The following is a 12,568-nucleotide window of genomic DNA, read 5'->3' on the forward strand; positions in this document are numbered from 1 at the left end:
AATACCTGCCTGTCACGCAGGGGGTCGCGGGTTCGAGCCCCGTCCGTTCCGCCACCCTTTTAGGGGCGTAGTTCAATTGGTAGAGCACCGGTCTCCAAAACCGGGTGTTGGGGGTTCGAGTCCCTCCGCCCCTGCCAGAAAACGATCCTTTGCTTCGGCAAAGGATTTTTTTTTGCCTTTAAAAAAGTAAAAAACCAGTTAACGCTAACTGGTCTCTTATTTCTCCCGCCTGCTTCTTTCCTTTTATTTCAGCTATTTTGCCTGACCAGAATCGGGAATTTCAGCAGCTGGCGGATATGTGCCTGCTGATCGCTGTTCTGCAACCAAACCGCATAGAGTGGACGAACAGCCACCGGTGTATCCGGAATGACCGTTAACTCGCTGTAGAGACTCTGCCAGAAGTCGGGCAAAAACGCGCATGCTCCGGTCGTATGCAGCAATTCACGGGTAACATGCGCTGAGGTTGTCGTCAGAACCGGCACATCGTCAGCGCCGGAAAGATAGCTCTGATGCTGATGAAAGTCGGCTCCCCACTCCAGCTTAATGTAGTCGTAGTGTTCGCGCTTCTCGCTCTGACGGGCGCAGAACAGCGCCAGCGAAATATGCCCTATCTGCTGACTGGTTAACTCATCCATCTTGGGTGCTTCGGTCGTGATCAACAGATCCAGCTGGCGTTCATGAAGCTGTTTTACCAGCAGATGCCGCTGCGCTACGCGTGCTTCCAGATGCAGGCTCTCGCGGTTCTCATACAGCGTCTGGAGCCATGGCGTCAGATAAGCCTCCCATAGCGAAGCGCTGGCTCCTATGGATAGCTCATGATGCTGCTGCGTGTGAGAGACCTCTTTCTTCGCCATCATCCAGGTACTCATCAGGCTCTCAGCGTAGGGGAGTAATCGCTCTCCGGCCGCCGTCAGACGGATGTTGTTGCGATGGCGGGTGAAAAGATTAACACCGAGCTGATTTTCTAACTGACGGATGCGAAAACTGACGGCAGACTGCGTGAGATAAAGTGCTTCTGCAGCACGCCCGAAATGGCGTGTTCTGCTCACTTCCAGGAAAGTTTTCAGTAATTCCGTATCCACAGCCTTCTCCCAAAAAATGTTTGTCGTATAGATTTAAATGTTTTGTTTTACACTCTGTCAAGCCTATCTAATACTCCGCGCCATTAACAGCACGGCATTAGAAAATCAGGAGCGTGTAACATGGCGGAAAGCTTCTCAACAGAGAATCGTTTCTTTGATAACAAACATTACCCGCGTGGTTTCTCACGTCACGGTGACTTTACTATTAAAGAAGCTCAGCTTCTTGAACGCCACGGTTTCGCCTTTAATGAGCTGGATTTATCAAAGCGTGAGCCTGTAACTGAAGAAGAACGTTTGTTTATTGAAGTGTGTCGTGGTGTGCGTGAGCCGCAGACGGAAGCAGAACGCGTCTGGTCCAAATACATGACCCGCATTAAGCGTCCTAAGCGTTTCCATACGCTGTCTGGCGGTAAACCGCAGATGGATACCGTTGAAGACTTTAGCGACAGCGACGATTAACAGAAAAGGGGCGAAAGTCCCTTTTTTATTGCAGGCTGTTGTGCAGATGAATCATCAATCGATCAATCGTCCGGTAACTGATGGCCTCCTGCAGATGAAGTCGCGTAATCTCCCGCTCTCCGGCCAGATCGGCCACCGTACGCGCCACTTTCAGGATCCGCTGCCAGGCCCGTACCGATAAACCCAGCTTCTCCAGCACGGACTCCAGCCACGCCGCATCCTCCTTAACCAGCTGACACCAGCGTACAATCTCCGCGTTATTCAGATTGGCATTAATTTTTCCGGCACGAGCCAGCTGTACATCACGCGCGGCGACAACCCGCTGACGAACCTGCTCAGAGGCTTCGGCAGCAGGGCGCTGACCACTGAGCATGCCTCCGGGCAGCAGCGGTATCTCCAGCGAAAGATCAAAACGATCCAGAAAAGGACCGGATAGCTTACTGAGGTAACGCAGCACCTGTTGAGGTGAGCAGCGGTTATGCTGTCCCTGATAATGTCCTGTCGGGCTTGGATTCATCGCCGCAATCAGCTGAAAGCGTGCCGGATAGGTGACTTTCGCACGGGCGCGAGAGATCGCGATGCAGCCGGACTCAAGGGGCTCGCGCAGCGAATCAAGCACCTTGCGGTCAAATTCCGGCAGTTCATCCAGAAACAGCACACCGTTATGGGCCAGCGAGATCTCGCCAGGACGGGGCAGCGATCCGCCACCAATCAGGGCGTAGAGCGAGGCGCTGTGATGAGGCGACCTGAAAGGCCGGGTGCGCCACTGGCGGTGCAGGGCGCTGCTGTTGACCAGACTTGCAATTGCCGCACACTCCAGAGCCTCCTGATCGCTGAGCAGGGGCATGATACCGGGAAGCCGGGTGGCCAGCATGGTCTTACCGGTGCCGGGCGGGCCGATCAGCAGCAGGTTGTGCCCGCCTGCGGCCGTGATCTCCAGGGCTCTGCGCCCCTGTTCCTGACCAATCATATCGGCGAGATCGTCAGACGGCATCTGCCCCGGAGGCTCAGGGTAGCGGGCCACAGGCAAAGTGTGTGCATTGCGCAGAAAAGCGCATACCTCGCTGAGGTGTGAGGCGACGAGTGAGGTGCCCTGACGGATTAAGCCAGCATCGTCCTGATTCTCCACAGAGAGTACCAGCTGCCGCCCGGCCTGAATCGCGACCATTGCTGCCGGAATCGCGCCCTGTACCCCGCACAACGCACCGTCAAGCGCGAGCTCACCCAGAAATTCATATTGCATCAGCTTATCGGCCGGAAGCTGTTCAGAGGCGACCAGAATAGCGATGGCCATAGGCAGGTCATATCGCCCACCCTCTTTGGGCAGATCTGCTGGTGCAAGATTGATGGTGAGACGTTTTGCCGGGAAGGTAAATCCGCTGTTGATAATGGCGCTGCGCACCCGCTCACGCGCTTCTTTTACGGTAGTCTCAGGCAGCCCTACCAGCGTTAAAGCGGGCAGCCCGTTACTGATATGTGCCTCGATTGTGACCAGCGGGGCTTCCACCCCCAATGCTGCCCGGGTCAGAACTTTTGATAATGACATAGTCGCTCCTTATGGCCGTTATCCTGGTCACGGCATCGCAGGAAAGCGAGGGCAGCATTTTTACGCTTCGGGGCATCGCACAACAGATTGGCGTTATCTTCATAAGGTGTCATAACGCTGCGAAGCTGTACGCAAATCCACCAGAATATTATTACGTCACTAAAGTGATGAATAATTATCATCATGTAATTATTTCTTGTATTACAGGTCGATAGGCGCAATCACGTCTGTCAGCACGAAAAAAAAGCTGCAAAAAAAGTTGTGTCACAACCCCTGACTATGATAACTCTGTAGGCATTACTTCGAACACGTAAAAGAATTGAACAATACATGAAAGCCCTTCTACAAGTGATTAGCCTGGTCGTGATTAGCGTGGTGGTGGTTATTAACCTACCGTGCGGGGCAACGCTTGGAGAAAGAAAGGCTTAAAAATCAAGCCTCGAATTCGAAAAAACCCCCGCACCGAAAGGTCCGGGGGTTTTTTTTCGAGCCGGGGAAATATCAGCAAATCCACGAGGAACAAACAATGAACAGTAGCATAAAATTCTGTTGTTCCGGTCAGGACACAGGAGAATAGCGATGACAGGTGCACAGTGGGTAGTTCAGGCTTTACGCGCGCAGGGTGTGAATACCGTATTTGGTTACCCGGGCGGCGCGATTATGCCGGTATACGACGCGCTCTATGATGGCGGCGTGGAACACCTGCTGTGTCGTCATGAGCAGGGCGCGGTGATGGCGGCAATCGGTTATGCGCGCTCCACCGGCAAAACCGGCGTCTGCATCGCAACGTCCGGTCCTGGCGCAACAAACCTGATCACCGGTCTGGCGGATGCGATGATGGATTCCGTGCCGGTTGTGGCGATAACGGGACAGGTTAACTCTGCCTTTATCGGCACCGATGCATTTCAGGAGATCGACGTGCTGGGCCTGTCACTCGCCTGCACCAAACACAGTTTTCTGGTGGAGTCGCTGGATGAGCTGCCCGCCATCATGGCCGAGGCCTTTGCGCTGGCGCAGTCGGGCCGCCCAGGGCCGGTTCTGGTTGATATCCCGAAAGATATTCAGGTTGCGCAGGGTGAACCCGCGCCGCATCTGGTGTCGGTCGAAGAGGACAGCAGCCTGCCCCATCAGGCAATCCACGACGCACGCGCCCTGATGGCACAGGCCAGAAAACCGATGCTCTATATCGGCGGCGGTGTCGGTCTGGCGCAGGCCGTGCCGGCACTGCGTGCGCTGGCAGAAGAGACCGGTATCCCGGCCGTCGCGACCTTAAAAGGGCTGGGCAGCGTGGATCCTCACAGCGAGGTTTATCTCGGTATGCTGGGGATGCACGGTACCAAAGCCGCCAACTTCGCCGTGCAGGCGTGCGACCTGCTGATTGCGGTCGGCGCCCGTTTTGATGACCGCGTGACCGGTAAGCTGGATACCTTTGCCCCGCACGCCAGCGTCATCCACCTCGATATCGACCCGGCAGAATTAAACAAGCTGCGTCGCGCGCATGTCTCGCTGCAGGGCGATCTCAATGATCTGCTGCCCGCGCTGGGTCAGCCGCTGCACATCGACGCCTGGCGTGACGAGGTGAAGGCGATGAAAGCCAGCCACACCTGGCGCTATGATCATCCGGGCGAGGCGATCTATGCGCCGCTGCTTCTGAAACAGCTCTCAGATCGCAAATCCGCCGATGCCGTCGTCACCACCGACGTCGGTCAGCACCAGATGTGGACGGCGCAGCACATGGCCTTCAGCGCACCTGAGAACTTCATCACCTCCAGCGGTTTAGGCACCATGGGCTTTGGCTTACCCGCCGCCATCGGCGCTCAGGTGGCCCGCCCGGAAGATACCGTGATCTGCGTTTCAGGTGATGGCTCTATCATGATGAACATTCAGGAGCTGGGCACCATCAAGCGTGGCAGGCTGCCCGTAAAGATCCTGCTGCTGGATAATCAGCGTCTGGGCATGGTGCGCCAGTGGCAGCAGCTCTTTTTTGAAGGTCGCTATAGCGAAACGAATCTCTCTGACAACCCCGACTTCCTCACGCTGGCCAGTGCGTTTGACATTCCAGGCCAGCGTATTACCCGTAAAGATCAGGTCGACGCCGCCCTTGATGCTCTGCTGAACAGCGAAGGTCCTTACTTCCTGCATGTTGCAATTGATGAGCATGAAAACGTCTGGCCACTGGTACCGCCGGGTGCCAGCAATGCAAACATGATGGAGAAAACCGTATGAACCAGCATCAGTTGTCTATCGAAGCCCGATTCCGCCCTGAAATACTGGAGCGCATTCTGCGTGTCGTGCGTCATCGCGGTTTTCAGGTCTGTTCCATGAACATGGCCACCGTCGCCAATGCAGAAAATATTAATATTGAAATGACCGTTGCCAGCCAGCGCTCCGTCGATTTACTGTCTTCTCAGTTAAGCAAACTGATCGACGTCGCAGGCGTTCAGATTCAACAACAGACAACACAACAAATTCGCGCGTAGCCGCGAGAGGGAATAACAATGAGCACGAAGAAAGCAGACTTTATTTGGTTCAATGGCGAGATGGTTAAGTGGGAAGAGGCGAAGGTCAGCGTCATGTCCCACGCGTTGCACTACGGTACGTCGGTATTTGAAGGCGTGCGCTGCTACGACTCTCACAAAGGACCGGTTGTGTTCCGTCATCGTGAACACATGCAACGTCTGCACGACTCCGCCAAAATCTACCGTTTCCCGATTAAAAGCAGCGTTGATGAGCTGATGGAAGCGTGCCGCGAAGTCATCCGCGTTAACCAACTGAAAAGTGCTTATATCCGTCCGCTGGCCTTTGTTGGCGACGTCGGCCTGGGCGTGAACCCGCCAGACGGTTTCACCACCGATGTGATTATCGCTGCATTCCCGTGGGGCGCCTATCTGGGTGCTGAAGCCCTGGAGAACGGTATTGATGCGATGGTCTCATCCTGGAACCGCGTGGCGCCGAATACCCTGCCGACCGCCGCGAAAGCGGGCGGAAATTACCTCTCCTCACTGCTGGTGGGCAGCGAAGCCCGTCGTCATGGCTATCAGGAAGGCATCGCGCTGGATACCAATGGTCTGATTTCCGAAGGCGCAGGCGAAAACCTGTTTGAAGTGAAAGATGGCGTGCTCTTTACCCCGCCATTTACCTCTTCGGCACTGCCCGGCATCACCCGCGATGCGATCATCACGCTGGCGCGTGATATGGGTATTGAAGTGCGTGAACAGACCCTGTCGCGTGAGTCTCTCTATCTGGCTGACGAAGTCTTTATGTCCGGCACCGCAGCAGAAATTACCCCTGTGCGCAGCGTAGACCGCATTCAGGTCGGTGAAGGCAAGTGTGGCCCGGTCACCAAACGCATTCAGCAGGCATTCTTTGGCCTGTTTACCGGCGAGACCGAAGACAAATGGGGCTGGCTGGACCCGGTTAACGCATAACCAGACCTTGCGCGGATATCGCTGGATATCCGCGAACTTATTTTCACTGGAGTAAAGAGCATGCCTAAGTACCGTTCCGCTACCACCACCCACGGCCGCAACATGGCGGGTGCCCGTGCCCTCTGGCGCGCAACAGGAATGACCGACGACGATTTCGGCAAACCGATTATTGCCGTCGTGAACTCCTTCACCCAGTTTGTGCCGGGTCACGTTCATCTGCGCGATCTGGGTAAGCTGGTTGCCGAACAGATTGAAGCGGCAGGTGGCGTAGCCAAAGAGTTCAACACGATCGCGGTGGATGACGGTATTGCCATGGGTCATGGCGGCATGCTCTATTCCCTGCCTTCGCGTGAGCTGATCGCCGATTCCGTCGAGTACATGGTCAACGCGCACTGTGCGGATGCCATGGTCTGCATCTCGAACTGCGACAAAATCACCCCGGGGATGCTGATGGCGTCACTGCGCCTGAATATTCCGGTGATCTTTGTTTCCGGCGGCCCGATGGAGGCCGGTAAAACCAAACTGTCCGACCAGATCATCAAACTGGATCTGGTGGATGCGATGATTCAGGGGGCGAACCCCAACGTCAGCGATGCTGACAGCGAGCAGATCGAGCGCTCTGCCTGTCCGACCTGCGGCTCCTGCTCCGGTATGTTTACCGCCAACTCCATGAACTGCCTGACTGAAGCGCTGGGTCTGTCACAGCCGGGCAACGGCTCACTGCTGGCCACACACGCCGACCGTAAAGAGCTGTTCATCAACGCCGGTAAGCGTATCGTCAGCCTGACCAAACGTTACTATGAGCAGGATGACGTGAACGTCCTGCCAAGAAATATCGCCAATAAAGCGGCCTTTGAGAACGCGATGACGCTGGATATCGCGATGGGCGGCTCCACCAACACCGTGCTGCACCTGCTGGCGGCGGCGCAGGAGGGCGATATCGACTTCAACATCTCCGACATTGACCGCCTGTCACGCAAAGTCCCACAGCTCTGTAAAGTGGCGCCCAGCACCCCGAAATACCACATGGAAGATGTGCACCGTGCGGGTGGCGTCTACGCGATTCTCGGTGAACTGGATCGCGCAGGTCTGTTCGACAGCAGTGCCCGCAACATCCTGCAGCAGACCATGCGTGAAACGCTGGATCAGTACGACATTATGCTGACCCAGGATCAGGCGGTAAAAGAGATGTACCGCGCCGGCCCTGCCGGTATCCGTACCACTCAGGCATTCTCACAGAGCTGCCGCTGGGACACGCTGGATGACGATCGTGCTGAAGGCTGTATCCGCACGCGCGAAAACGCCTACTCGCAGGATGGCGGTCTGGCCGTGCTCTACGGCAACATTGCGGAAGATGGCTGTATCGTTAAAACCGCAGGCGTAGACAAAGAGATCCTCACCTTCACCGGCCCGGCCAAAGTGTATGAAAGCCAGGATGACGCGGTAGAGGCGATTCTGGGTGGCAAAGTGGTGGCAGGCGACGTGGTCGTTATCCGCTACGAAGGGCCAAAAGGGGGACCGGGTATGCAGGAGATGCTCTATCCGACCACCTACCTGAAATCGATGGGCCTGGGCAAAAGCTGCGCCCTGATCACCGACGGTCGCTTCTCAGGCGGCACATCGGGTCTCTCGATCGGTCACGCCTCGCCGGAAGCGGCTAACGGCGGCACCATTGCGCTGGTTAAAGATGGCGACACCATCGAGATCGATATTCCTAACCGCGGCATCCGACTTGCTGTGCCGGATAACGAACTGCACGCCCGCCGTGAAGAGCAGCAGGCACGTGGCGATGCGGCTTATACGCCGCGCAATCGTCAGCGTGAAGTCTCCTTCGCACTGCGTGCTTACGCATCACTTGCGACCAGCGCCGACAAAGGTGCGGTCCGCGATAAGAGCAAGCTGGGAGGCTAACCGTGGCCGAGTCTCAACCGCTACCCGACGCGCCTGGCGGCGCGGAGTATTTGCGCGCAGTGCTACGCTCACCCGTGTATGAAGTGGCACAGGTGACGCCGCTGCAGGTTATGGAAAAAATCTCATCGCGTCTCGGCAACACTATTCTGGTGAAGCGGGAAGATCGCCAGCCGGTGCACAGCTTCAAGCTGCGTGGGGCGTACGCGATGATTGCCGGCCTTAATGAAGAGCAGAAAGCGCGCGGCGTGGTCACGGCGTCAGCCGGAAATCACGCGCAGGGCGTGGCGCTCTCAGCGACGAAGCTGGGCATCAAGTCACTGATTGTGATGCCGCTGGCAACAGCAGACATCAAGGTTGATGCGGTGCGCGCATTTGGCGGTGAGGCTTTCCTGTTCGGGGCCAACTTTGACGAGGCGAAAGCTAAGGCGATTGAACTCTCTGAACAGCGCGGTTACACCTTCGTTCCGCCGTTTGACCATCCGGCCGTCATTGCCGGACAGGGCACACTGGGCATGGAGCTGCTGCAGCAGGATGCGCACCTTGACCGGGTCTTTGTCCCGGTGGGCGGCGGCGGCCTGGCAGCAGGCGTTGCGGTGCTGATCAAGCAGCTGATGCCGCAGATCAAAGTGATCGCGGTGGAGTCGGAGGACTCTGCCTGCCTGAAGGCGGCGCTGGAGGCGGGTCATCCCGTCGATCTGCCGCGTGTCGGGCTGTTCGCTGAAGGCGTTGCGGTGAAGCGGATTGGCAGTGAAACCTTCCGGCTCTGTCAGGCCTACATCGACGAGATCATCACCGTCGACAGCGATGCGATCTGTGCGGCCATGAAAGATCTGTTTGAGGATGTCCGCGCCGTGGCGGAGCCGTCGGGTGCACTGGCGCTGGCGGGCATGAAAAAGTACATTCAGCAGCATGAGATCAAAGGCGAGCGGCTGGCGCATGTGCTGTCCGGGGCCAACGTCAATTTCCACGGCCTGCGTTATGTCTCTGAACGCTGCGAGCTGGGCGAACAGCGGGAGGCGCTGCTGGCCGTAACGATCCCGGAGCAGCAGGGCAGTTTCCTGCGCTTCTGCCAGACGCTGGGCGGACGCTCTATCACCGAGTTCAACTATCGCTACGCCGATGCGGACAAAGCCTGCATCTTTGTGGGCGTGAGGCTGACCCGCGGCATGGAAGAGCGCAGCGAGATCATCGGCGAGCTGACCCGGGGCGGTTATCAGGTGGTGGATCTCTCTGATGATGAGATGGCGAAACTGCACGTGCGCTACATGGTCGGTGGTCGTCCCTCTAAACCGCTGCGTGAACGGCTCTTCAGTTTTGAGTTTCCGGAGGCGCCAGGCGCGCTGCTGAAGTTCCTGCAGACGCTCGGCACCCACTGGAATATCTCGCTGTTCCACTATCGCAGCCACGGCACCGATTATGGCCGCGTACTGGCCGCGTTTGAACTTGGCAGCGATGAGCCGCAGTTCGAAGAGCATCTCACCGATCTGGGTTACGACTTTCACGACGAAAGCGACAACCCGGCGTTCCGCTTCTTCCTGTCAGGCAGCTGATTACAGCTGGCTCCAGAACGCACTGATAAGCGGCTCACCGAGCCGCTTTTTTTGTACGCAGATGCCAAGCTCAAATGGCGCAACGGACTCTACATTCTCCAGCATCAGTACGCGGTTACGCACCGGTTCCGGGCTGTTTTCCAGTACCACATCCGGCAGTAAAGCGATACCGCAGCCCAGCGCCACCATCGAGACAATCGCCTCATGCCCCGACACGGTGGCGTAAATTAACGGATTCGGGATGCGATGACGGCGGAACCAGAGATCGATACGCCGCCGTGCCGGGCCCTGCACCGGCAGGATAAAGGGGATTTTTGACCAGTCGGGCTGCGGCTGTGTGGCCTGAGTGCGCACGGCGCAGGGCAGCGCGGGCGCGATCAGCACCAGCGGAATCAGCCCCAGTGGCATAAAATCGATACTGGCGGGCAGGGTTTCAGGGCGACCGGCAATCGCTAAATCAGCATCGCCGGAGTGCACTTTTTCCACCGCATCTGCGGCATCGCCGGTATCCAGTTTGATCTCAACCTGCGGATGTTCTGCGCGAAAGCGGTCGAGAATAGGTGGCAGATGGCTATAGGCCGCTGTCACCGAGCAGAACAGGCGCAACTCACCGCTCAGTGAAGGGCCATTCAGATCCATCACGTGGCGCAGCTGCTGATACTGCAACAGTGTCTGCTGGGCAAATTGCCGCAGGCGCTCGCCCGCCTCCGTCAGCGTCACGGTGCGGTTATCGCGCAGGAACAGCGCGTGGCCGACATCCTCTTCCAGTCGCTGAATCTGGCGTGACAGCGTGGAGGGACTGACATGCATCGCCCGCGCGCTGCGCCCGAAGTGGCAGCTTTCTGCCAGATGAAGAAACAGTTTCAGATCCCGTAAATCCATGCGCGCGTCGCCTCTGATTAGTGTTGCATTTATTGCAATATGACGTTGTTAATATATCAATTTAAGCAACAAAATTCCTGTCGTATGATGGGGTCATTCGCGGCGTGGCATAACACGCCGTTCCTGAACAAAAAAAGCAAACACAACCTTACCGGAGTTCCCATGGCTAACTATTTCAACACATTGAATCTGCGCAACCAGTTAGCGCAGTTAGGCAAATGCCGCTTCATGGCACGTGATGAATTTGCGGACGGTGCCAGTTTCCTGAAAGGCAAAAAAGTCGTTATCGTTGGCTGTGGCGCACAGGGCCTGAACCAGGGTCTGAACATGCGCGATTCCGGTCTGGATGTTGCCTATGCACTCCGTGCGGAAGCCATTGCGGAAAAACGCCCTTCATGGCGCAAAGCGACCGATAGCGGTTTCAAAGTGGGCACCTACGAAGATCTGATCCCGCAGGCGGACCTGGTGGTTAACCTGACGCCGGACAAGCAGCACTCCGCCGTGGTTCAGGCTGTTCAGCCGCTGATGAAAGATGGCGCTGCGCTGGGCTACTCACATGGCTTCAACATCGTTGAAGTGGGTGAGAGCATCCGTAAAGATATCACCGTCGTCATGGTGGCACCGAAGTGCCCGGGCACGGAAGTTCGTGAAGAGTACAAGCGTGGCTTCGGCGTGCCGACCCTGATCGCGGTTCATCCGGAAAACGATCCAAAGGGCGAAGGCATGGCGATTGCCAAAGCCTGGGCCGCCGCGACCGGTGGCGACCGCGCGGGCGTACTGGAATCGTCGTTTGTCGCTGAAGTGAAATCTGACCTGATGGGCGAGCAGACCATCCTGTGCGGTATGTTACAGGCTGGTTCACTGCTCTGCTTCGACAAGCTGGTGGCTGAAGGCACCGATCCGGCTTACGCCGAGAAGCTGATCCAGTTCGGCTGGGAAACCATCACCGAGTCGCTGAAGTTTGGTGGCATCACCCTGATGATGGATCGCCTCTCTAATCCGGCGAAACTGCGCGCTTATGCGCTGTCAGAGCAGCTGAAAACCATCATGGCGCCGCTGTTCCAGAAACACATGGACGACATCATCTCTGGCGAATTCTCCTCCGGCATGATGGCAGATTGGGCCAACGACGATAAAAAACTGCTGACCTGGCGTGAAGAGACCGGCCAGACCGCGTTCGAAACGGCCTCTCAGTATGAAGGTAAAATCGAAGAGCAGGAGTACTACGACAAAGGCGTGGTGATGGTTGCGATGGTGAAAGCGGGCGTTGAGCTGGCGTTTGAAACCATGGTCGACGCGGGCATCATCGAAGAGTCGGCTTACTATGAGTCACTGCATGAGCTGCCGCTGATCGCGAACACCATCGCCCGTAAGCGTCTGTATGAGATGAACGTGGTGATCTCCGACACCGCAGAGTATGGTAACTACCTGTTCTCCTTCGCGGCAGTGCCGTTGCTGAAAGAGTTCATGACCACGCTGCAGCCAGGCGATCTGGGCAAAGCGGTTGAAGGTACGCAGGTGGACAACGCGCAGCTGCGTGACGTCAACGAAGCCGTTCGTCAGCACCCGATTGAAATCGTGGGCCGTAAGCTGCGTGGCTATATGACCGACATGAAGCGTATCGCTGTCGCAGGTTAATCACCGGCAACACCGTTTTCAGCAAAACAGACCCCGGCTTGCCGGGGTTTTTTATTTGTGAACACTTGCCTG

Annotated in this window: 11 protein-coding genes and 1 tRNA gene; 9 read left to right on the plus strand and 3 right to left on the minus strand. The window is 56.9% G+C overall.

What is annotated here, in order from left to right; translation table 11 throughout:
* The first annotated feature begins 61 nt into the window (after positions 1 to 61).
* A tRNA-Trp gene (locus tag RT657_RS12785) sits at positions 62 to 137 on the plus strand.
* Positions 138 to 248: 111 nt separating this feature from the next.
* On the opposite strand, the gene hdfR is transcribed toward RT657_RS12785, so the two are convergent.
* Positions 249 to 1,082 carry an HTH-type transcriptional regulator HdfR gene (gene hdfR / locus RT657_RS12790; protein WP_313654902.1) on the minus strand — a complete coding sequence of 278 codons (834 nt, stop codon included), beginning with the start codon at positions 1,080 to 1,082 and terminating at the stop codon, positions 249 to 251.
* Positions 1,083 to 1,202: 120 nt separating this feature from the next.
* Here hdfR and RT657_RS12795 point away from each other — a divergent pair, with 120 nt between their 5' ends.
* Positions 1,203 to 1,541 (plus strand): DUF413 domain-containing protein, encoded by a 339-nt coding sequence (locus RT657_RS12795; RefSeq protein ID WP_111141094.1) that lies wholly within the window; start codon positions 1,203 to 1,205, stop codon positions 1,539 to 1,541.
* A gap of 25 nt (positions 1,542 to 1,566) precedes the next feature.
* Here the strand turns inward: RT657_RS12795 and RT657_RS12800 are convergent, their stop codons facing one another.
* Positions 1,567 to 3,087 carry a YifB family Mg chelatase-like AAA ATPase gene (locus RT657_RS12800; RefSeq protein WP_313654903.1) on the minus strand — a complete coding sequence of 507 codons (1,521 nt, stop codon included), beginning with the start codon at positions 3,085 to 3,087 and terminating at the stop codon, positions 1,567 to 1,569.
* A gap of 330 nt (positions 3,088 to 3,417) precedes the next feature.
* On the opposite strand from RT657_RS12800, the gene ilvL reads away from it, so the two are divergent.
* The 6 genes from ilvL (at position 3,418) to ilvA (ending at position 9,976) form a co-directional block, all read left to right on the plus strand.
* Positions 3,418 to 3,516: an ilv operon leader peptide gene (ilvL, locus tag RT657_RS12805; RefSeq protein ID WP_072101316.1), complete on the plus strand. Its 99-nt coding sequence runs from the start codon at positions 3,418 to 3,420 to the stop codon at positions 3,514 to 3,516.
* A 150-nt stretch (positions 3,517 to 3,666) separates the two neighbouring features.
* The gene (gene ilvG, locus RT657_RS12810; RefSeq protein ID WP_313654904.1) at positions 3,667 to 5,313 is read left to right on the plus strand and encodes an acetolactate synthase 2 catalytic subunit; all 1,647 of its coding nucleotides are present in this window, start codon (positions 3,667 to 3,669) and stop codon (positions 5,311 to 5,313) included.
* Positions 5,310 to 5,567, plus strand: coding sequence for an acetolactate synthase 2 small subunit (gene ilvM / locus RT657_RS12815; RefSeq protein ID WP_313654905.1), 258 nt, complete (start codon positions 5,310 to 5,312; stop codon positions 5,565 to 5,567). The genes ilvG and ilvM overlap by 4 nt, the downstream gene beginning before the upstream one ends.
* 18 nt (positions 5,568 to 5,585) lie before the next feature.
* The gene (locus RT657_RS12820; RefSeq protein ID WP_313654907.1) at positions 5,586 to 6,515 is read left to right on the plus strand and encodes a branched-chain amino acid transaminase; all 930 of its coding nucleotides are present in this window, start codon (positions 5,586 to 5,588) and stop codon (positions 6,513 to 6,515) included.
* Positions 6,516 to 6,575: 60 nt separating this feature from the next.
* The gene (gene ilvD, locus RT657_RS12825) at positions 6,576 to 8,426 is read left to right on the plus strand and encodes a dihydroxy-acid dehydratase (protein ID WP_313654908.1); all 1,851 of its coding nucleotides are present in this window, start codon (positions 6,576 to 6,578) and stop codon (positions 8,424 to 8,426) included.
* Positions 8,427 to 8,428: 2 nt separating this feature from the next.
* A complete protein-coding gene (gene ilvA, locus RT657_RS12830; protein ID WP_313654909.1) occupies positions 8,429 to 9,976 on the plus strand; it encodes a threonine ammonia-lyase, biosynthetic in 1,548 nt (515 codons plus the stop codon).
* Here the strand turns inward: ilvA and ilvY are convergent, their stop codons facing one another.
* The gene (gene ilvY / locus RT657_RS12835; RefSeq protein ID WP_111141105.1) at positions 9,977 to 10,858 is read right to left on the minus strand and encodes an HTH-type transcriptional activator IlvY; all 882 of its coding nucleotides are present in this window, start codon (positions 10,856 to 10,858) and stop codon (positions 9,977 to 9,979) included.
* Between the two features lie 162 nt (positions 10,859 to 11,020).
* On the opposite strand from ilvY, the gene ilvC reads away from it, so the two are divergent.
* Positions 11,021 to 12,496, plus strand: coding sequence for a ketol-acid reductoisomerase (ilvC, locus tag RT657_RS12840; protein ID WP_313654910.1), 1,476 nt, complete (start codon positions 11,021 to 11,023; stop codon positions 12,494 to 12,496).
* Positions 12,497 to 12,568 lie beyond the last annotated feature (72 nt).

Source organism: Pantoea sp. (genome assembly GCF_032114055.1).
Taxonomy (GTDB): Bacteria; Pseudomonadota; Gammaproteobacteria; order Enterobacterales; family Enterobacteriaceae; genus Pantoea.